The following is a 20,063-nucleotide window of genomic DNA, read 5'->3' on the forward strand; positions in this document are numbered from 1 at the left end:
TGTTTTTCATTATTAGTTACCAACTTGTCCCATAGTAAGTTCTAGCTTATTTTTTTGTCTCAGTCTAATTTCCAGTTTTGGCGTTAGACTAGAACTTACTTTGAGAATTTAGGGTGCCGATTTTTGCCGAATTTATCTACTATTTTGCTTGAAAATAGGCAGGTATTCTGATATACTAATAGAGTTGCTATGCAACAAATACTCATCTCGGACCAATTGTGGTCTTGTTGCCGAAAGGTTGGGCTGCAAGTCGAAGTTCGGGAGAGGAGAAAAAACAAAAAGGAGAAATACTCATGGCAGTAATTTCAATGAAACAACTTCTTGAGGCTGGTGTACACTTTGGTCACCAAACTCGTCGCTGGAATCCTAAGATGGCTAAGTACATCTTCACAGAGCGTAACGGTATCCACGTTATCGACTTGCAACAAACTGTAAAATTGGCTGACCAAGCTTACGAATTCATCCGTGATGCTGCAGCAAACGACGCAGTTATCTTGTTCGTAGGTACTAAAAAACAAGCTGCTGAAGCTGTTAAAGACGAAGCTATCCGCGCTGGTCAATACTTCATCAACCACCGTTGGTTGGGTGGAACTCTTACAAACTGGGGTACAATCCAAAAACGTATCGCTCGTTTGAAAGAAATCAACCGCATGGAAGAAGATGGAACTTTCGAAGTGCTTCCTAAGAAAGAAGTAGCATTGTTGAACAAACAACGTGCTCGTCTTGAAAAATTCTTGGGCGGTATCGCTGACATGCCACGCATTCCAGACGTAATGTTCGTCGTTGACCCACACAAAGAGCAAATCGCTGTTAAAGAAGCTAAGAAATTGGGTATCCCAGTTGTAGCCATGGTTGACACAAACACAGATCCAGATGACATCGATGTTATCATCCCGGCTAACGATGACGCTATCCGCGCTGTTAAATTGATCACAGCTAAAATGGCTGACGCTATCATCGAAGGTAACCAAGGTGAAGACAGCGTAGCAGCAGTTGAAGCTGAATTGGCAGCTGAGCCAGCATCTACAGAATCAATTGAAGAATTGGTTGAAGTTGTAGAAGGTAAATAATAAGTAATGAAGACGTTAAGAAAAGCATTAGATTTATCTAAATTATAGCTTTTTAGTCCGAGTACATTCTACATATTATCGAACAACAAAAAACAATCCTAGAGGGGCAGGGCTGAGCCCGCTCCTCTATTTTATAAATACAAACAAGGAGAATAGACATGGCAGAAATTACAGCAGCTCTCGTTAAAGAATTGCGTGAAAAATCAGGTGCTGGCGTTATGGACGCGAAAAAAGCATTGGTTGAAACTGAAGGTGATATCGAAAAAGCGATTGAATTGCTTCGCGAAAAAGGTATGGCTAAGGCGGCTAAGAAAGCTGACCGTGTAGCAGCTGAAGGTTTGACAGGTGTTTACGTTGATGGTAACGTAGCAGCAGTTGTTGAAGTGAATGCTGAAACTGACTTTGTTGCGAAAAACGCTCAATTCGTTGAATTGGTAAACACTACTGCTAAAGTAATTGCAGAAGGTAAACCAGCTGACAACGAAGCAGCTCTTAAATTGGCTATGCCTTCAGGTGAAACTCTTGAAGAAGCATACGTAAACGCAACTGCAACTATCGGTGAGAAAATCTCATTCCGTCGCTTTGCTTTGGTTGAAAAAACAGATGCTCAAGCATTTGGTGCTTACCAACACAACGGTGGTCGTATCGGTGTTATCTCAGTTATCGATGGTGGTGACGAAACTCTTGCGAAACAAATCTCAATGCACATCGCTGCGATGAAACCAACTGTTCTTTCTTACACTGAGTTGGATGAGCAATTCGTTAAAGATGAGTTGGCACAAATCAACCACAAAATCGAACAAGACAACGAAAGCCGTGCAATGGTTGACAAACCAGCATTGCCATTGTTGAAATACGGTTCAAAAGCTCAATTGACTGACGAAGTGATTGCAGCAGCTGAAGAAGCTATCAAAGCAGAATTGGCAGCAGAAGGCAAACCAGAAAAAATCTGGGACAAAATCATCCCAGGTAAAATGGACCGCTTCATGCTTGACAACACTCAAGTTGACCAAGCTTACACACTTCTTGCTCAAGTGTACATCATGGACGACAGCAAAACAGTTGAAGCTTACTTGAACTCAGTAAACGCTTCAGTTGTAGAATTTGCTCGTTTCGAAGTAGGTGAAGGTATCGAGAAAGCTTCAAACGACTTTGAAGCAGAAGTTGCAGCGACGATGGCAGCAGCTCTTGGTAAATAATTTGTAGTCTTCATTTTATCTTTTATTACTTCGTTAACTCGCCTTGCCGTACTTCAGTACAGCCTACGGCTCGTTGCCTCGTACTAAAAGCAAACTGAAAAACTACTCGATAATTCAAGAACTTCCGAAAGGGAGTTCTTTTCATATTGAGAGCTGTACTTCACGAATGTGACTTACTTTACAAGCTGTACGGCTCTTTTTGAGGCGAACTTGGTTCGCACTATCTCCAGCCTTCAAAGGTTCCCCAAACCATTTGAAGCGAGTACTAAAAGCAAACTGAAAGCTTACTCGACAATTCAAGAACTTCCGAAAGGGGGAATTTTTTGTAAAATCGGTCTTAGGGCGGATGTCTGAACAGGTCGAGTGAGTTATACTATTATCAATCCTAAATATTTTTCATAATCTCCTTAAAAAGCACCGGCCATGTGGTCGGTGCTTTTTGTTAGATTTCTAAAATATAAGTATCCCAGCTAGGCTTGTTTGGTTGTCGGAATTGGTCAGCTAAATGCATGGCGATAGGATCGCAGTCATCAGCCTCAAAGCTAATTTGTTCATACTGTTCAAATAGTTGGCAAATAACTGCTTGGATGAAGGAACCAAAGCTTTGTTCATCTTTTCCGCATACGTAGGCAATTTCATCGGTATCTATGAAGGCACAATTTTTTGAGTCTGTATAAACCAAATCAGGTAAGCCCTTTTCAAATTCTTCTTGACTGGCAGTCCAAGGATTGATGTCTTGGTGGACTGTTTGATAGTGGTCAAAGACTTGCTGACAGGCTATTTGATAAGGTGCGGTGCCTTTGCGGACTATGTTTAGGTTGGTGGTGTCTGCTTGACCAAGGTAGTCTTGTTTGGTCACTTCGAACTCATAACATTTCCGCTTGCAGACAAAGCCAGCTGCGGTAAGGAAATGGATTCTTTCCTGCTCTGCAGAAGAGAGCATAACTTGAAGAGTTTTTCCGCCTAAGTAAGTTTGTAAGGACTGGAAGAGCTGCTCTGCTATGGTCCAATCGTAATCGACCAAAGCCAGTCGCAGATAGCTATTGGTCTGGTGGTAGGGATTTTGGTAGCTGCGAATCTTACCGAGTGGTCTTCCTTGATAAGAGATGTGGAAGGTGTTGGCTTGGTAGGAAATGTCCAGCATTAGTCTTGAATAAAGACCGCAATCTCTTCTTCGGTCATGCTGGAGTCGCAGCGGACTTGGACTCCAGTCGATTTAGCGACCAAGAGACCTGGTACGGTAGGAACTTGGTAGTGGTCGCGAAGGGCCTGGAGTTGAGGGCTGACTTGGCTAGAGTCGAGGAAGTGAATGGTCACTTGCTTGTCTTGGGCTACCTTGTGGAGTTTTGGCGCAAAGCGGTTGCAGTAAGGACAGGTTGCTCGTCCGATGAAGAGAACAGCCCCCTCTTTGGCAGTTAGCAGGCTCTGTGCCTGCTCCACAGTCACATTTGTAAAATCTTGAATGTAATCTTGAAAGTTCATGGTATAAGATATAAAGGGCCTTAAGTGGACACAGATAAAATAGAAAATAAAACGACGATGCAAACGTCTTGTTTTCCTTTTTGGCCAAGTCCCTAGCCCGTATTCAGCTCAACTAAGTACGGAAGCCCTAGTCCTTTCTCCTTTTTCTTTCTATTATAGAAAATTTGAGGAGAGATTTCAAAATTCTGCTACGGATAAGGCTGGGCTTTTTCTTTCAATATTTGTCAAATTAGGGTATAATGGTCAAAGATAGTCAAAGAAAGAGGCGATACTATGGCGATGAAAAATACATCAGATTATATCGAAGAGCATATCAAAGCCATCTTGGACCAGGTCAATGTGGCAGAGTTGCGCCGCAGCGAATTGGCCAGCCGGTTTGAAGTGGTTCCCAGCCAGATAAACTATGTCATTAAAACCCGTTTTACAGCCAGTCGAGGTTATATTGTAGAAAGCAAACGAGGTGGCGGTGGTTACATCCGCATTGGTCGGATTACCTTTTCAGACAAGCATGAACTGGTTCATGATTTACTAAACAATATGGGCGAACAACTGTCTGCGACGGTCTATGCAGATATTCTGCAGTTGTTGTTTGATGAAGGATTGATGACAGAAAGAGAGGGAAATCTCTTTTTGGCAACTGGTTCGGATGAGGTCTTGGGCAGGGATGCAGATAGTATTCGCGCTCGGATGATGCGTCAGGTTTTGCGGCGCTTAGATAGGAAAGAGGAATAAATTCATGAAAATTTCAACTGGTTTACAAAGGGTGTTTGAAGATGCCCAGTTGGTCGCCCAACGCTATGCCTGTGACTATTTAGAAACCTGGCATATTCTCCTGGCCTTTGTCATCAATCACGATACGGTTGCAGGGGCCGTCTTGGCAGAATATCCTGCTTCTATTTCAGAGTATGAGCATGCGACCTTTGTCGTGACGGAGAAGGTCTATCGTGAAGACTTGGAGAGTTTTCGTATCTTACCGTCTTCTAAACGTTTGGATGAAACAGCTAGTTTGGCAAAAAAGATTGCGGAAGTGGTCAAGGCCAAGGAGTTGGGAACGGAACATCTTTTCCTAGCCATGTTGCTGAACAGACGTTCGACTGCCAGTCTGATTTTGGACAAGGTCGGTTTTCATTTTGAGGACTCAGATGATAAGATTCGTTTTATTGATTTACGAAAAACCTTGGAAACACGTGCAGGCTTTACAAAGGAAGATTTGAAATCTATTCGCAGTATCTTGAAGGGTGGAAAAGCCAAGCCAGCCAATGCGGGACAGATGATGGGGATGCCTCCTGGTCCCCAAACAGGTGGATTGGAGGACTATACCCGTGATTTGACTGCACTAGCCCGAGAAGGAAAGATGGAACCTGTTATTGACCGGGATGCTGAAATTTCACGTATGATTCAAATCTTGTCCCGAAAAACAAAAAATAATCCTGTCCTAGTCGGTGATGCGGGTGTCGGAAAAACGGCTCTTGCTTTGGGCTTGGCTCAACGTGTCGCTTCAGGTGATGTGCCTGTTAGTCTATCTAAGATGCGGGTACTAGAACTTGATTTGATGAATGTGATTGCGGGCACTCGTTTCCGTGGTGACTTCGAAGAGCGGATGAACAATATCATCAATGACATCGAAGAAGATGGTCAGGTCATTCTCTTTATTGATGAACTGCATACCATTATGGGTTCAGGCTCTGGTATTGATTCGACCTTGGATGCGGCCAATATCCTCAAGCCGGCCCTGGCTCGCGGAACTCTTCGGACAGTTGGGGCGACGACTCAAGATGAGTACCAAAAGCATATCGAAAAAGATGCGGCCTTGGTACGTCGTTTTGCCAAAGTGATGATTGAAGAGCCGACTGTGGAAGATAGCATTGCCATTTTGTCTGGTCTAAAAGGGACTTTTGAGAAATACCATAGGGTCCGTATTGGAGATAGGGCTGTAGAGGTTGCTGTAACCTACGCTAAGCGGTATTTGACCAGTAAAAACCTGCCAGATTCAGCAATAGACTTGCTAGATGAAGCCAGTGCAACCGTGCAAAATCGTGCCAAGGGACAGGGAGAATTAGCAGAAGCTGGTTTGACCAGTCTGGATAAGGCTTTGATGGCTGGTAAGTATAAGACAGTTAGCAAGTTACTGCGTCAAGCAAAAGAAGCAGCTAAATCCAGTCAAAACTATGACTTGGAAGTGACGGAAGAAGATGTCTTAGAAACCCTCAGTCGTCTGTCTGGTATCCCTGTGACCAAGCTTAGCCAGTCAGATGCCAAGAAGTATTTGAATTTGGAAGCCGAATTACACCAGCGTGTCATTGGCCAGGAAGAAGCCATTTCTGCAGTCAGCAGGGCCATCCGTCGTAATCAGTCAGGTATTCGAACAGGTCGCAGACCGATTGGTTCATTCATGTTCTTGGGACCGACGGGTGTCGGTAAGACGGAGTTGGCTAAAGCCTTGGCAGAGGTTCTCTTTGATGATGAATCTGCTCTTATCCGTTTTGATATGTCCGAGTATATGGAGAAATTCGCAGCCATCCGTCTAAATGGTGCCCCTCCGGGCTATGTGGGCTATGAAGAAGGGGGCGAATTGACGGAAAAAGTCCGCAACAAACCTTACTCTGTTCTCCTCTTTGACGAGGTTGAAAAAGCCCATCCAGATATTTTCAATGTGCTCTTGCAGGTCTTGGATGATGGTGTCTTGACGGACAGTAAGGGACGTAAGGTTGATTTCTCAAATACCATTATTATCATGACATCCAACCTTGGAGCGACAGCTCTTCGGGATGATAAGACAGTTGGTTTTGGGGCTCTTGATTTGTCTAAGGACCACAAGGAAGTGGAGAAGCGCATTTTTGAGGAATTGAAAAAAGCCTACCGTCCTGAATTTATCAACCGTATTGACGAGAAAGTTGTTTTCCATAGCCTAACGGAAAGGCATATGCAGGATGTTGTCAAGGTTATGGTCAAATCCTTGCTTGCGGTAACAGCTGAGAAAGACATTACTCTCAAACTTCAGCCGTCTGCCCTTAAGTTATTGGCTAAACAAGGTTACGACCCAGAAATGGGGGCTCGCCCACTTCGTAGACTCTTGCAGACCAAGTTGGAAGATCCATTGGCAGAGATGTTGCTCCGTGGGGAGTTACCAACTGGTTCAACCTTGAAGATTGGGGTTAAGGGCGAAGAGCTTAAGTTTGATGTGGTCAAATAGGTGGTAAGATGCTTGAACTAAGACCGCTTTTGGAAGAAGAAAAGGAAGCCTTTATTGTTCGCAATCAAATGGCCTTTCGGGAGGCCTTGGCGGATGACATGCCTGAGGGTGAAGAGGTGATTAGTCGGGAAGAAATTTTGGAAAGCCTGCTTGCTCCCAAGGCCCAAGCTTTTCAGGTTTATTGGCAGAATGATTTGGTTGGTGGTGTTGTTGTCCAGATTGACTCAGTAACCAATCGCAACTCCTTGGACCTTTTGTTTGTCGATGGCAATCATAAGGGACAGGGTTTAGGCTTAAAAATCTGGCTGGCTCTTGAACAAGCCTATCCAGACACGGAAGTTTGGGAAACCCACACCCCGCATTTTGAGGTGCGCAATATTCACTTCTATGTCAATAAATGTGGTTTTCAGATTGTGGAATTTTTCAATCCAGCTCATCCGATGGAGCATGTACCTGACTTTCCAGATGCAGAATTATTCTTCCGCTTTGAAAAACATATGAAGAAATAGGGGGTAGAGAGACTACCTTCTATTTTTCTTGGTTTGAACCTTTCTATAAAAAAGTATAAAAACATTGACTTTTTTTGTACAAACATGTATGATATAAAATATAAAAAATAATAAAAAGGTAGATTATGAAACAATCAGTTGCAGTTATTTTTGGGACCTTTGCTCCCATGCATAAGGGTCATATTGACCTCATCCAGCGGGCCAAACGAGAGTGCGATCGGGCGGTTGTTATCGTATCTGGATATGAGAATGACCGAGGTCACCAAATTGGTTTGGGCTTGCAAAAACGCTTTCGCTATATTCGTGAAACTTTCAATGATGAACCCTTGGTATCGGTCTTTAAGTTGGATGAGACAGGTATGCCGCCCTATCCAGAAGGGTGGACGCCCTGGTTAGAAGCCCTGCAGGACTTGGTGGCTACTAAGGAAGATGAAGAATTAGTTTTCTATGTATCAGAGCAGGAGTATGCAGATGAATTGCGTACTCGAGGTTTCAAGGCTTCCTTCACAGAGAGAAACTTTGGAATTTCTGCTACCCTTATCCGCGAACAGTCTGCTAAGTATTGGAATATGATTGCCAAGCCATTCCGTCGGCATTTTTCCAAAAATATCTTAGTGGTCGGATCTGCTTCAAACGGGAAAACGACACTGGTGCGAGATCTGGGACGGTATTATTCCTGTCCTGTTTCGCTAGAGTATGCTCGTCACTACCAACAACGCTATAATGTACGTGATGATGAGCTAACAGGAAAAGATTATAACTATCTTTTGACTGGTCAATACCGCCAGACTTCTATTTTGATTGATTCGGATACTAATAGAGGTCTAGTGATTGCAGATACGAATGCTACCGTGACGGAAGCCTACTATAATTATTATATTGGTGAGACCTCTAGTTCCTTCCATTCACTTTGTGCCGATACGGTCAAGAATGAAAAATGGGATTTGATTATCTTTGTCTTGCCGACGGGCTCTTATGTCGATGATGGTTTTCGGGATATGACTATGGCTGACACGAACATTCGCAATGCTTTTACTGAGCATTTGAAGGAATTGGTCGCAAAAAATCATCCCCAGACTCCGCTAGCCTTTATCGGTGGGTCTTATGCAGAAAATTATGCCAAAGCTATCCAGCTGATCGATGGCATTTATCAAGAATTCTAGGAGAGAATTGATGGAACAACTTACAAATCGAATTACTCGTCTTCATACATCCTTGAAGAAGGTGCCAGAAAATATGGCAGCTATTGCAGCTAGAGCAAAAAAACTAGGGTTTATTGGGGTTTTACAAGCCATTATTGCAGACTTGTTTTTGGGGCGTACTCTAAAACAATGGCTCTACTTGCTGGCTTTATCTAGTGTGCCCCTTCTGTTGGAATTTACTAATGGTGCTGCCAATCATGATTGGGTTGGGCTCTTTACCTCCTGGACAGGTATTGTCTGCGTGATTATGGTGGCAGAAGGCCGTGCTAGTAACTACTTTTTTGGATTCTTGAATAGCGTGATTTACTTTGCTCTCTCCTATCAAAATATGTTTTATGGAGAAGTGATGACAGCCATCTTCTTCATTGTCATGCAGCCAGTGGGTTTGTATTTCTGGTTGTCAGCTCGGGTCAATGGAGTTGAAGAAGAGGAGAAAACGGAGTTTGAAGCACGTAAGCTGGACTTAAGAGGTTGGCTCAAATGGTTGAGTTTCACTTTGCTGGTTTGGGCAAGTTTTGGTCTGATTTACCAATCTGTTGGCTCAGCCCGTCCTTTCCGTGATTCCATCACAGATGGAACCAACTGGACGGGTCAGTTCTTAATGACCTACCTCTATCGTGAACAGTGGATCTTTTGGATTGCGACCAACCTCTTTTCTATCTATCTCTGGTGGGGGACATCACTTCACATGCAGGCCATGTACTGGGTTTATGCTTTGAATAGTGCGGTTGGCTGGTACCAATGGTCTAAGTCCATAAAAGAGAGGCAGGTGGTGTAGGATGGTTGGGGCAGATGGTCTATCAGACAAGGAATATTATGAAAAATACGGGACAGAAGAGGAGTTCTTGGCCTGGTACCAACAACAGGATTTGCCACGTTTTGAAAAACCAAGTGTGACAGCTGATATGGTGGTTTACAGTTTTGTGGAAGGTAAAATCAAACTTTTACTGATTCGGCGAGCTGCCCATCCTTGTCAACACAAACTCTCCTTGGTAGGTGGTTTTATTGCCAGAGGCGAGGATGCCTATCAGACCTGCCAGCGTGAGATAAAAAAAGAAGCGGGACTGGATTTGCCGCGGAATCACATCGAGCAGCTCTTGACAGTTTCCAATCCTGAACGGGATCCGCGGGGCTGGATGATGACCATTGCCCACTTGGTTTACCTGCCTAGTCAGGCGCTGGACTTGGTCAAGACAGGTCCAGATGGCAGGGAACCGATTGTTATCGATGTGAATTTTAAGACTTCGCAGTGTTCTTATGAGGGGCAGGTCTTGACGGCAGAGGATTTTGCCTTTGACCATTACGAGATTGTCATGACCTCTATCCAGCGGATTCAGGGACGGATGAAGTGGAATCCTACCTTTCTTAATCTCTTGCAGCAACCCTTTAACATCTACGCTGCGACAGACTTGGTCAATCTGATTTCCCCTGACAAAAAAATCCTCCACAATAATTTCCTAGCCAAGTATGGTGACTTTGTGGAAGAAGTTGGAGTGGAACGATTGCCCAAACGCAAACCCAGAAAGACCTACCGCTTGAAAGAAAGTTCATAAAAAGATAAAGAAACCTCCAGCTCAAACTGGAGGTTTTGATATAGTCGAATGAAGAGCTTTCAGACAAGGAACTGAGGTGCAGGTTGCTAGCACAGCCTAGTGGCTGTGCTAGGTTGGAGATATAACTTGCAAAGCAAGTCACTTCCGCAGAGTACGGCAAGCCGAAAGTGACGATGTATCAAAGTTAATTCAAATGACTATATTATTTAGCAATCCGTTCCTGATAGGCTTCTCGTGCTTGGTCAAAGAGTTCTTGGACCTGCTCAATAGTTTCTGCCTTGGCAACGGCTCCACGGATCTTGGCTGCACCAGCTGAGCCACGGAGATAGTGGGGAGCAAGGCCACGGAATTCGCGGACGGCAACTGACTCGCCCTTGAGATTGGTCAATCGGGTCAGGTGGTCAAAGGCGACATTGAGTTTGTCATCGAAGGAGAGGTCGGGCAGGACTTCTCCAGTTTCAAGATAGTGGTTGATTTGGTTGAAGATATAAGGATTTCCCATGGCAGTCCGGCCGACCATGACAGCGTCTGCACCGACTTCCTCGATTCGCTGGCGGGCATCTTCTACATTGCGGATGTCGCCGTTTGCGATGAAGGGAATCTTGGTCAGGCTGCCAGCCACCTTGGTGAGGGTTTCCAGGTCGACTGTTCCTGTGTACATCTGCTCGCGGGTCCGTCCGTGCATGGCCAGGGCAGACACACCGCCACTTTCTGCGGCCAGGGCATTTTCGACCGCTAGGTCGGTATTGTTCCAACCGGTCCGCATCTTAACGGTCAGAGGAATGTCTAGGACCGAGGTCACTTCCTTGATGATGTGGTAAATCTTGTCGGGGTCCTTGAGCCACTTGGCACCAGCTTCGTTCTTGATGACCTTGTTGACAGGGCAGCCCATGTTGATGTCCACGATGTTGGCCTTGGTGTTTTTCTGGATGAAGTCGGCAGCCCGTTTCAGTCCTTCAGCGTCGCCACCAAAAAGCTGGATAGACATAGGGTATTCGTTGTCGTCGATATGGAGCATATGGAGGGTCTTCTCGTTGTTGTAGAGAAGGCCTTTTTCAGAAATCATTTCCATAACGACCAGGCCTGCGCCCATTTCTTTGGCAATGGTACGGAAGGCTGAGTTGGTCACGCCAGCCATAGGAGCCAGCACGCAGCGATTGGGGATTTCCACATCACCAATCATGAAAGGGGTATTGAGATTAGCCATTGATGAGTTCCTCCAAATCGTTTTCGTCAAAGTGGTAATGGGTCTGGCAGAATTGGCAGGTGATGTCCACGCCCTTGTCTTCTTCCTTCATCTCTTGTAGGTCCGTTTTTGGCAGACTAGCCAGAGCATCGAGGAAGCGGTCTTTAGAGCAGTCGCAGACAAAGCCGATTTCTTCTTCTGACAGGCGTTTGAAGTCGTCGTCGCCATAAATGGCGGATAGCAGAGCTTCAATATGGTTTTCAGAAGCCAGCAAGCTTGAAATGGCAGGCATTTCTTGGATGCGTTTCTCGAAACGGGCAATTTCAGCCTCAGTTGCACCTGGTAAAACTTGCAGCAAGAAGCCGCCAGCCACCTTGACCTTGTCTTCCTCGTCCAACAAGACATTCAGTCCCACCGCAGAAGGTGTTTGTTGGCTGTCTGTCAGGAAATAAGCAAAGTCTTCACCGATTTCACCAGAAATCAATGGCGTCATGGAATTGTAAGGGTGACCTGTTCCGTAGTCTGTGATGACCAGGAATTGTCCGTTCCCTACAAGAGGCCCAACGATAACCTCGCCAGTCGCCGTCCGTTTGTAGTCCAAGTCTGGGTTTTGAATGTAGCCCTTGACCTGCCCTTTGGTATTAGCAACAGAGATGATAGCCCCAACAGCACCGCTGGCCAAGATTTTCAGGGTGATCTTGGTGTCGCCTTTTTCATTGGCAGCCAAAATTTGATTGGCAATGAGGGTGCGTCCTAGTGCCACGGTTGATGAAGCCATGGTGTCGTGTTTTTCTTGGGCAGTTTTTACGGTTTCTGTGCTATCTAGCACAAAGGCACGAAAATGCCCGCTCTTTGATAGTGTCTTAATAATTTTATCCATAAGGATTATTATAGCACAAGTGGGGAAAATGGGGAAAGGGAGTGACCGAAAGTAAAAAACTGACTATGACTAGCCAGTTTATAGTTCAGGAAACAACTTCCGCAAAATCTTCGGCGTAATGCTCTGACCAGGTCCTGCGTAGGTATAGGTATGCAGGTACATGGCTGGGTTAAAGTTAAGCTCGATACAGGTGCAGTTGGGCTCTTCCTTGCTGGCTGGCTTGGTGCGGTCAGGAATAATCAAATCTACACCGCAGGCCCAAGCCCCCATAGCCGTCGCCATAGCGGCAGCCAGTTGCTTGTAGGATTCATCCATTTGGTCGGTCATGTCAATGGAGTCGCCACCGGTGGAGATATTGGAATTGCCACGTAGAAAGGCTTGGACGCCTTCTGGCAAGACCGTATCAGGTGTGTAGCCCTGTTGCTCCAGCATGAGCAGTTCGATATCACCCAGATTGATGATTTCAAGCGGTGAGCGGTGATCGCGGCCCCGCAGGGGATCTTGGTTTTTTTGGTCCACTAATTCACGGATGGTTGACTGCCCATCCCCAACGACATTGGCTGCGACGCGGAGCAGGACAGCCTCGCACTTGCCGTCCAAGATGAAGAAGCGGTACTCAGTTCCCGCTACGAACTCCTCCACTAGCACATGGCTATCTTCCGAAAAGGCTATATCTAGGGCTTTTTCATAGTCTGCTTGGCTGGCAGGTTCTTGGAAGATAGAGATGCCGAGGCCGAAGTTGGTGGATTTTGGTTTGACAACAATAGCAGAGCTGGCTGCCTGTCCGTAGTAACGCAGGGCTTCTTCCTTGTTAGAAAATTCAGCTCCCGCAGGCACTGGGAAGCCAGCCTGGTCCAAAATCTTTTTGGTTACGACCTTGTTGGCCATGGCCAGAGGGATGACGTAGTTGTCCTTGGAAGTCATGTTGCCATTTTTGATGTACTCGACATGGTCACCATGCCAGAGTTTGAGAAACTGGTCCTCTTCATCCAAAATCTCGACATGCAAGCCCAGCTGAATGGCGTCAAAGAGAATCATCTGGGTGGAGAGTTCCATGTTTTCATAGCCCTTGAGGGCGTAAGGGGCTGTCCAAGCATAGTCATGGAAAAGTCGACCTTGCTGCTGGCCAAATCGTTCCAAAGACCCGTCTTCAACCTGCTCTGCTATTTTTCCAGAAAGGGTCAGACGAGGGTCTTGAAGGGCTGCCTCCACCTGAGCGATGAGCTGACTGTAGTAATCATCTAGTCCGAAATGCTGAACGATAGACTTCATGGCAGTCAGGATAGGGTTGGCGTCTGCCTCTGCTGGTAGGAGAGTGTGGGGATGGCTGAGGGCGATGCGGTTGTTGAGGTCTGCCGCTGTTGCCAGTTCCTCTTCAACCTGCTCCATGTCATCAAGCCAGAGTAGAGCTAGGGCAAAGAGGTGGGTGGTGTCGAGGGTTTCTTGGCTAATGGCCAGAGGCTCGAAGGGGTTGAGGTCGAAGTTGCGGAACTCCAAGTAGGTAATGCCCTTGGTCAAGAAGTCCCGGCTGGTCTTGGCACCGCGGAGGCGAACCGCAGAGTAAAATTCCTTTTCGGCAGACAGCTGACCGCTAGCAACCGCCTGCTCGATGTCGGTCACATATTGCTCCAAAGAAGAGAAGGAGATGTGGACATCAGGGGCGTTGACATAGCCGTAGTTGGAATTGCGAATGGACCGCACGCAGCCAATTTCCTCTGTCAAAAATCCTTTTTCTGCCAGACTGCTAACTCCGTAGAGGTAGGTCAAGAGCCAGCGGTAGCGTAGGAAATTCTGAGCCAGCTTGAGATAGAGGGCGTTTTTGAAGGTGATGAGGTCGTCGTAATCGCTCACTTCAAAGAGTTGCTGGGTCAGGTCCTTGCCGAGCTCAAAGTTATAGTGGATGCCAGACATGGATTGAAGTAACTTGCCGTAGCGTTCTGCCAAGCCGACACGGTACTGATACTCATAGTCACTTTCCAGCTGAGCAATCTGAATTTCATCCGCTGAAATCACAGGTGGCATGGACAGGGGCCATAGGTATTCCGTTTTTTCCATAGACCGCACCGCTACATCCGTGATGGCTCCGAGGAAACGACGGGCTTCCTTGGTCGAATGAGCCACTGGTGTAATCAGTTCTAGTTGTGGCTCGCTGTAATCGGTCTGAATATAGGGGTGAAAACTGCGTGAGCCCAGTTTTTCAGGATGTGGTGTCTGAGCCACGCGGTTGTCGCTATTTATTCGTAAGGATTCCCGTTCCAAACCAAAGGTGGCTTGGAGGATGGGACTATTTGGGGATAATTTCTGTAACATATGCAATCCGTCCAATTTCTGATAGTGTCTTACACCAATTTTATCTAGTTTATAAAACAAATACAAATTTCTGCTACGTTTTGAAAGAAAAAATGAAGTTGGTAAGAGGACAGGATTGGGAGGCTTCGGGAATTCCTGTCAAAAACAATTTTAAAAATGTTCAGGATAAGCGTTTGTTCGTATTTTGAGATTGAAAATAATGCAACAAGAAACAACATCCGATATAAACGAAAATATTGGTAATTCTTGAAAAAATGTTCGTATTTTGGTAGAATAGATTGTAAAACGAAACTTGCAGGTGAGATTCCTGCCAGAAGTAGAAGAAAGGCTGGACTGGTCAGCCAGTTCAGAGAAAGAGTGAATATGACATCAGTAGTTGTTGTAGGAACCCAATGGGGCGACGAAGGTAAGGGTAAAATTACAGACTTCTTGTCTGCTAATGCTGAAGTAATCGCGCGCTATCAAGGTGGAGATAATGCAGGACATACTATCGTTATCGACGGCACCAAGTATAAGTTGCACTTGATTCCGTCTGGAATTTTCTTTCCAGAAAAGATTTCGGTTATCGGAAATGGTGTAGTTGTCAATCCAAAATCCTTGGTTAAGGAAATCAACTACCTCCACGATTCAGGTGTGACGACAGATAATTTGCGGATTTCAGACCGCGCACACGTCATCTTGCCTTATCACATCAAATTGGACCAGTTGCAGGAAGAATCCAAAGGTGAGAACAAGATTGGTACAACCAACAAGGGTATCGGTCCTGCTTATATGGATAAGGCTGCGCGTGTTGGTATCCGCATTGCAGACCTCTTGGACAAAGAGATTTTTGCAGAGCGCTTGAAAACAAACTTGGCTGAGAAAAACCGTTTGTTTGAGAAAATGTACGAGTCAACGCCAATCGAGTTTGATGAAATTTTTGAAGAATACTACGCTTATGGTCAAGAAATCAAGAAATATGTGACTGATACCTCTGTAATTTTGAATGATGCTCTCGACCAAGGCAAACGTGTCTTGTTTGAAGGGGCGCAAGGGGTTATGTTGGACATTGACCAAGGGACCTACCCATTTGTAACTTCTTCAAACCCAGTTGCTGGTGGTGTGACCATCGGTAGCGGTGTCGGCCCAAGCAAGATTGACAAGGTTGTTGGTGTATGTAAGGCCTACACCAGCCGTGTTGGTGACGGACCATTCCCAACTGAATTGCACGATGAAATCGGAGACCGTATCCGTGAAATCGGTAAAGAATACGGTACAACAACTGGCCGTCCACGCCGTGTCGGTTGGTTTGACTCTGTTGTCATGCGCCATAGTCGCCGTGTGTCAGGTATTACCAACTTGTCCCTCAACTCGATTGATGTCTTGTCAGGTCTTGAAACCTTGAAAATCTGCGTGGCTTACGATTTGGATGGTGAGCGGATTGACCACTACCCAGCAAGCTTGGAACAGCTCAAACGCTGCAAACCAATCTACGAAGAAATGCCAGGTTGGTCTGAAGACATCACAGGTGTTCGTAGCTTAGATGAATTGCCAGAAGCGGCTCGCAACTATGTTCGTCGTATCAGCGAATTGGTAGGCGTGCGTATCTCAACCTTCTCAGTCGGACCAGGTCGTGAACAGACCAACATCCTTGAGAGTGTGTGGAGTTCAAAATAAGATGGATAAAGGCTGAACGGGAGTTCGGTCTTTTTTGCGCGACCGAATTTTGCTTTCTAGGCTGGAATTTGGTATAATGATGTTCATAAACTAAAAGAAGAGGTACACAAATGGAAGGACTATTATTTCCTGTTTTGATGCTTGCTATGATTGGCTTTATGTTCTATAGCCAGCGTAAACAACAAAAACAGCGCCAAGATGCACTTAGTCAGATTAAAAAAGGTGATGAGATTGTTACCATTGGTGGCTTGTTTGGTATTGTCGATGAAATCGATGAGAAGAAGGTTGTCTTGGACGTGGATGGGGTCTACCTGACCTTTGAACGTGGGGCTATTCGTAACCGTGTAGCCAGTACTCCAGCAGCTTCAGCTATCGTAGAAGAAGCAAGTCAAGAAAAAACAGAAACAGCTATTGAAGAATAGATGACTGAAAGCCGAGGGGACCCTCGGTTTTTTGCTTGACTGTGCTAGCTGATTTTTGCTTAAATCCCTACAAATATGGTATAATAGACTGATTATATCCTTATTTTTTGTCAGTATGACGGAGAAAATAGAGTAAATAATATCTTAAGGAAACTACCATGTTCAAATTTCAATTTAAAAAGAAGGAAAGTCTTGAAACAGCTATTGAGGTACCCAAGCATATAGCGGTCATCATGGATGGCAATGGTCGCTGGGCCAAGAAGCGGATGCAACCTCGGATTATGGGGCACAAGGCTGGAATGGATGCCCTTCAAAAAGTGACCAAGACAGCAGCAGATTTAGGTGTGAAAGTCTTGACGGTCTATGCTTTTTCAACAGAAAATTGGTCCAGACCAGAGAAAGAAGTGAAGTTTATCATGAACTTGCCTGTGGAATTTTATGATAAATATGTTCCAGAACTCCATGCCAATAATGTTAAAATCCAGATGATTGGGGACCATTCTAAGCTTCCAGAGCCTACTTTGAATGCCTTGTACAAGGCAGAGCAAAAAACCAAGAATAATACGGGTTTAATTTTGAATTTTGCCCTGAACTACGGTGGGCGTGATGAAGTGACCCGAGCAATCAAGGCCATTGCACAAGATGTCTTGGATGCTAAGTTTAATCCAGGGGATATTGATGAAAAGCTGATTGCGGACTATCTCTATACTGGAAGTCTGTCGCCTGCTCTTCGTGATCCTGATTTGGTTATTCGGACCAGTGGAGAATTGCGCTTGAGTAATTTCTTGCCTTGGCAGACAGCCTATAGTGAGCTGTATTTTACAGATATTGCTTGGCCAGATTTTGATGGTGAGGCACTGAAATTAGCTATTAAAGAATACAACCGTCGCCACAGGCGTTTTGGTGGCGTGTAAGGAGAGGTTATGACAAACGATTTGCAGAAACGAGTGGTATTTGGAGGGATTGCTTTTGCGGTCTTCCTTCCCTTTTTATTGCTAGGAGGAACTGCCTTTCATTTCTTCGTAGGCCTATTAGCGATGATTGCTACGGCTGAATTGATTAAGATGCACGGTTTAACTCCCTACTCTATTGAGGGGACTTTGGCCATGTTGGCAAGTTTGGTTTTGACCTTGCCCTTGCAGCATTACTTGACTTTTCTTCCAACAGATGGCAACTATACAGCCTATGCCATTGTTGTTTTCCTTCTTCTAGGGACGACCGTTTTTAATTTGGGAGAGTACAACTACTCGGATGTTGTTTTTCCGATTGCCTCCAGTTTTTATGTAGGGATTGGTTTTCATAATTTGCTGTTGGCACGGACGGATGGCTTGAATAAGGTACTGTTTGCACTTTGTATTGTATGGGCAACGGATATTGGGGCTTATCTGGTTGGTCGCCAATTTGGTCGAAGAAAGTTATTACCAAAAGTATCACCCAATAAGACGGTGGAAGGATTTTTTGGTGGGATTGGCTCAGCTCTCGTCTTGTCGATTATTTTCTTATTGGTTGATAAAAGCCTTCGAGCAGGTTACCCCTTCTTCTTGATGTTGGTATTGGTGGCCATCTTCTCTGCTTTTGTTCAATTTGGTGATTTAGTAGAAAGTGCTATTAAGCGCCACTTTGGTGTCAAGGATTCTGGCAATCTGATTCCAGGTCATGGTGGTATTTTAGACCGCTTTGATGGTATGATCTTTGTCCTTCCTATCATGCACTTCTTTGGACTGTTTTAAGGAGGGACTATGAAGGGAATTTTAGCCTTTATCTTTATATTTGGTGTGATTGTAGTTGTTCATGAATTTGGGCATTTCTACTTTGCCAAAAAATCGGGTATCCTTGTCAGAGAATTTGCCATTGGTATGGGTCCTAAAATATTTGCTCACATTGGTAAAGATGGGACGGCTTATACTATTCGTATCCTTCCGCTCGGTGGCTATGTACGTATGGCTGGTTGGGGAGAAGATAAGACGGAAATTAAGACGGGGACGCCAGCTAGCCTGACCTTGAATGCTGATGGGGTTGTTACTCGTATCAATCTTTCCGGCAAACAACTTGATAATCTGAGTTTACCTATGAACGTGACCGGTTTTGATTTTGAGGAAAAACTAGAAATCACAGGCTTGGTGTTAGATGAAAACAAGACTTACAAGGTTGATCACGATGCTACGATTGTAGAGGAAGATGGAACGGAAGTTCGGATTGCTCCGCTGGATGTTCAATATCAAAATGCGACTGTCTGGGGGAAGTTGATAACCAACTTTGCTGGTCCTATGAATAACTTTATTCTAGGTACCTTTATTTTCATCATGCTTGTCTTTGCTCAGGGTGGTGTTGCAGATCCAACAAGCAATGCAGTCCGTATTACAGACGGCGGCGCTTTACAGGCAGCTGGTTTAGTGACTGGTGATAAGATTTTGTCTATCAATGGTCAAGCAACGGACAATTACACAGAGATTGCTGGTATCATCAGTCAGGCAGCTTCAGAAGCTACTACAGCTCCAAGTTTTGAGTTGGTCGTAGAGCATGAAGGAGCTGAAAAAACAATCACAGTAACCGCTGAAAAGGTTGAAGATAGTTACCGAATTGGCGTTTCACCCATTCTAAAAACAGGTTTCTTTGATAAGATTGTTGGTGGTTTCCAGCAAGCAGGTGGGACAGCCCTTATTGTTGTGACTGCCTTAAAGAACTTGATTGCCAATTTTGATGTCAAGCAGTTGGGCGGACCTGTGGCTATTTATTCTGTCAGCAATCAAGCTGCTGCAAATGGCTGGTTCTCAGTCTTTAACCTGATGGCTATGCTGTCTATCAATATTGGTATTTTTAACCTTATCCCTATTCCAGCCTTGGATGGCGGTAAAATCGTTATGAATATTTTAGAAGGTATTCGCAGAAAACCGCTCAAGCCAGAAACAGAATCCTATATCACTCTGGCAGGAGTTGCTATTATGGTCGTTCTTATGCTAGTTGTGACCTGGAATGACATTATGCGTGTATTCTTCTAAAATCTCGCTAAGAAAGGAATTGAATGCGTGCTAAACGCAGGAAGTTCTGAAAAATACGAAAAAGAAAGGAACAGAGAGTTTTCAGATTTGAACTCGAGCGTTAGCGAGGGTTTTGAAAAAGTGACTTCTGTGATTTCTAATCAAGTAAACTACGAAAGGAATTGAACACAGGCTGAAACCTGTGTCTTCCTGACCAACAAACGATGAAAGGAATTAAGGAGGGTCGTAATTGAACTCGGTCTAAAAACTCGGAAAATAGATTGAGAGCTACGCCTCTGGATTTCTAATCAAGTAAACTACGAAAGGAATTGAATGCGTGCTAAAAACTTTACGAAAAAGATAAACCTGCCTAGTGCCAAAGGCACTGCGTTAGGTTTCCTATTTTCGTTTCGTTTTCTTAAC

The 20,063-nt window shown here is 45.0% G+C and carries 18 protein-coding genes; 13 read left to right on the top strand and 5 right to left on the bottom strand.

Features of this window, described 5'->3' with window-relative positions; genetic code table 11:
• Nucleotides 1-293: 293 nt before the first annotated feature.
• Together rpsB and tsf are read left to right on the top strand one after the other, a co-directional pair.
• Entirely contained in the window at nt 294-1,070 is a 777-nt protein-coding gene (gene rpsB / locus C1G49_RS00740) for a 30S ribosomal protein S2 (RefSeq protein ID WP_012775356.1), read from the top strand.
• Between the two features lie 158 nt (nt 1,071-1,228).
• A complete protein-coding gene (gene tsf / locus C1G49_RS00745; protein WP_105124244.1) occupies nt 1,229-2,269 on the top strand; it encodes a translation elongation factor Ts in 1,041 nt (346 codons plus the stop codon).
• Nucleotides 2,270-2,711: 442 nt separating this feature from the next.
• Here tsf and C1G49_RS00750 read toward each other — a convergent pair whose 3' ends face one another.
• Complete coding sequence (locus C1G49_RS00750; protein ID WP_105124245.1) at nt 2,712-3,413, bottom strand: GNAT family acetyltransferase; 702 nt, start codon at nt 3,411-3,413, stop codon at nt 2,712-2,714.
• On the bottom strand, nt 3,413-3,751 hold the full coding sequence (locus tag C1G49_RS00755; protein WP_105124304.1) for a thioredoxin domain-containing protein: 339 nt from the start codon (nt 3,749-3,751) through the stop codon (nt 3,413-3,415). Before C1G49_RS00755 ends, C1G49_RS00750 begins: the two co-directional genes overlap by 1 nt.
• Nucleotides 3,752-4,024: 273 nt before the next feature.
• Between C1G49_RS00755 and C1G49_RS00760 the strand changes: the two genes are divergently transcribed.
• The 6 genes from C1G49_RS00760 (at nt 4,025) to C1G49_RS00785 (ending at nt 10,208) form a co-directional block, all read left to right on the top strand.
• The gene (locus C1G49_RS00760; protein WP_105124246.1) at nt 4,025-4,483 is read left to right on the top strand and encodes a CtsR family transcriptional regulator; all 459 of its coding nucleotides are present in this window, start codon (nt 4,025-4,027) and stop codon (nt 4,481-4,483) included.
• A gap of 4 nt (nt 4,484-4,487) precedes the next feature.
• Nucleotides 4,488-6,944, top strand: coding sequence for an ATP-dependent Clp protease ATP-binding subunit (locus C1G49_RS00765; RefSeq protein ID WP_105124247.1), 2,457 nt, complete (start codon nt 4,488-4,490; stop codon nt 6,942-6,944).
• Nucleotides 6,945-6,952: 8 nt separating this feature from the next.
• Nucleotides 6,953-7,453 (top strand): GNAT family N-acetyltransferase, encoded by a 501-nt coding sequence (locus tag C1G49_RS00770; protein WP_105124248.1) that lies wholly within the window; start codon nt 6,953-6,955, stop codon nt 7,451-7,453.
• Nucleotides 7,454-7,578: 125 nt separating this feature from the next.
• A complete protein-coding gene (locus tag C1G49_RS00775) occupies nt 7,579-8,616 on the top strand; it encodes an AAA family ATPase (RefSeq protein WP_105124249.1) in 1,038 nt (345 codons plus the stop codon).
• 10 nt (nt 8,617-8,626) lie between these two features.
• Nucleotides 8,627-9,433 carry a nicotinamide riboside transporter PnuC gene (pnuC, locus tag C1G49_RS00780; RefSeq protein ID WP_105124250.1) on the top strand — a complete coding sequence of 269 codons (807 nt, stop codon included), beginning with the start codon at nt 8,627-8,629 and terminating at the stop codon, nt 9,431-9,433.
• Nucleotide 9,434: 1 nt separating this feature from the next.
• Nucleotides 9,435-10,208, top strand: a complete 774-nt coding sequence (locus tag C1G49_RS00785; protein ID WP_105124251.1) for an NUDIX domain-containing protein — start codon at nt 9,435-9,437, stop codon at nt 10,206-10,208.
• Nucleotides 10,209-10,410: 202 nt separating this feature from the next.
• Here the strand turns inward: C1G49_RS00785 and dusB are convergent, their stop codons facing one another.
• From dusB to gshAB, 3 genes are all read right to left on the bottom strand, one after another.
• The gene (dusB, locus tag C1G49_RS00790; RefSeq protein WP_105124252.1) at nt 10,411-11,415 is read right to left on the bottom strand and encodes a tRNA dihydrouridine synthase DusB; all 1,005 of its coding nucleotides are present in this window, start codon (nt 11,413-11,415) and stop codon (nt 10,411-10,413) included.
• On the bottom strand, nt 11,408-12,274 hold the full coding sequence (hslO, locus tag C1G49_RS00795; protein ID WP_013730589.1) for an Hsp33 family molecular chaperone HslO: 867 nt from the start codon (nt 12,272-12,274) through the stop codon (nt 11,408-11,410). Before hslO ends, dusB begins: the two co-directional genes overlap by 8 nt.
• Nucleotides 12,275-12,352: 78 nt before the next feature.
• Nucleotides 12,353-14,584, bottom strand: coding sequence for a bifunctional glutamate--cysteine ligase GshA/glutathione synthetase GshB (gene gshAB / locus C1G49_RS00800; protein WP_105124253.1), 2,232 nt, complete (start codon nt 14,582-14,584; stop codon nt 12,353-12,355).
• A gap of 363 nt (nt 14,585-14,947) precedes the next feature.
• Here gshAB and C1G49_RS00805 point away from each other — a divergent pair, with 363 nt between their 5' ends.
• From C1G49_RS00805 to rseP, 5 genes are all read left to right on the top strand, one after another.
• Complete coding sequence (locus tag C1G49_RS00805; protein WP_029187714.1) at nt 14,948-16,240, top strand: adenylosuccinate synthase; 1,293 nt, start codon at nt 14,948-14,950, stop codon at nt 16,238-16,240.
• A gap of 110 nt (nt 16,241-16,350) precedes the next feature.
• A complete protein-coding gene (gene yajC / locus C1G49_RS00810; protein WP_105124254.1) occupies nt 16,351-16,662 on the top strand; it encodes a preprotein translocase subunit YajC in 312 nt (103 codons plus the stop codon).
• A gap of 158 nt (nt 16,663-16,820) precedes the next feature.
• Nucleotides 16,821-17,576 carry an isoprenyl transferase gene (locus C1G49_RS00815; RefSeq protein ID WP_105124255.1) on the top strand — a complete coding sequence of 252 codons (756 nt, stop codon included), beginning with the start codon at nt 16,821-16,823 and terminating at the stop codon, nt 17,574-17,576.
• A gap of 21 nt (nt 17,577-17,597) precedes the next feature.
• Nucleotides 17,598-18,392, top strand: coding sequence for a phosphatidate cytidylyltransferase (locus C1G49_RS00820; protein ID WP_161942062.1), 795 nt, complete (start codon nt 17,598-17,600; stop codon nt 18,390-18,392).
• Between the two features lie 9 nt (nt 18,393-18,401).
• The gene (rseP, locus tag C1G49_RS00825; protein WP_105124257.1) at nt 18,402-19,661 is read left to right on the top strand and encodes an RIP metalloprotease RseP; all 1,260 of its coding nucleotides are present in this window, start codon (nt 18,402-18,404) and stop codon (nt 19,659-19,661) included.
• The last annotated feature ends 402 nt before the right edge of the window (nt 19,662-20,063 follow it).

Source organism: Streptococcus suis (assembly GCF_002960625.1).
GTDB lineage: Bacteria > Bacillota > Bacilli > Lactobacillales > Streptococcaceae > Streptococcus > Streptococcus suis_T.

Excerpts from the sequence above, each read along its gene's own strand:
- rpsB (WP_012775356.1), top strand. The coding sequence starts at position 294 with ATGGCAGTAATTTCAATGAAACAACTTCTTGAGGCTGGTGTACACTTT.
- tsf (WP_105124244.1), top strand. The coding sequence starts at position 1,229 with ATGGCAGAAATTACAGCAGCTCTCGTTAAAGAATTGCGTGAAAAATCA.
- C1G49_RS00750 (WP_105124245.1), bottom strand. The coding sequence starts at position 3,413 with ATGCTGGACATTTCCTACCAAGCCAACACCTTCCACATCTCTTATCAA.
- C1G49_RS00755 (WP_105124304.1), bottom strand. The coding sequence starts at position 3,751 with ATGAACTTTCAAGATTACATTCAAGATTTTACAAATGTGACTGTGGAG.
- C1G49_RS00760 (WP_105124246.1), top strand. The coding sequence starts at position 4,025 with ATGGCGATGAAAAATACATCAGATTATATCGAAGAGCATATCAAAGCC.
- C1G49_RS00765 (WP_105124247.1), top strand. The coding sequence starts at position 4,488 with ATGAAAATTTCAACTGGTTTACAAAGGGTGTTTGAAGATGCCCAGTTG.
- C1G49_RS00770 (WP_105124248.1), top strand. The coding sequence starts at position 6,953 with ATGCTTGAACTAAGACCGCTTTTGGAAGAAGAAAAGGAAGCCTTTATT.
- C1G49_RS00775 (WP_105124249.1), top strand. The coding sequence starts at position 7,579 with ATGAAACAATCAGTTGCAGTTATTTTTGGGACCTTTGCTCCCATGCAT.
- pnuC (WP_105124250.1), top strand. The coding sequence starts at position 8,627 with ATGGAACAACTTACAAATCGAATTACTCGTCTTCATACATCCTTGAAG.
- C1G49_RS00785 (WP_105124251.1), top strand. The coding sequence starts at position 9,435 with ATGGTTGGGGCAGATGGTCTATCAGACAAGGAATATTATGAAAAATAC.
- dusB (WP_105124252.1), bottom strand. The coding sequence starts at position 11,415 with ATGGCTAATCTCAATACCCCTTTCATGATTGGTGATGTGGAAATCCCC.
- hslO (WP_013730589.1), bottom strand. The coding sequence starts at position 12,274 with ATGGATAAAATTATTAAGACACTATCAAAGAGCGGGCATTTTCGTGCC.
- gshAB (WP_105124253.1), bottom strand. The coding sequence starts at position 14,584 with ATGTTACAGAAATTATCCCCAAATAGTCCCATCCTCCAAGCCACCTTT.
- C1G49_RS00805 (WP_029187714.1), top strand. The coding sequence starts at position 14,948 with ATGACATCAGTAGTTGTTGTAGGAACCCAATGGGGCGACGAAGGTAAG.
- yajC (WP_105124254.1), top strand. The coding sequence starts at position 16,351 with ATGGAAGGACTATTATTTCCTGTTTTGATGCTTGCTATGATTGGCTTT.
- C1G49_RS00815 (WP_105124255.1), top strand. The coding sequence starts at position 16,821 with ATGTTCAAATTTCAATTTAAAAAGAAGGAAAGTCTTGAAACAGCTATT.
- rseP (WP_105124257.1), top strand. The coding sequence starts at position 18,402 with ATGAAGGGAATTTTAGCCTTTATCTTTATATTTGGTGTGATTGTAGTT.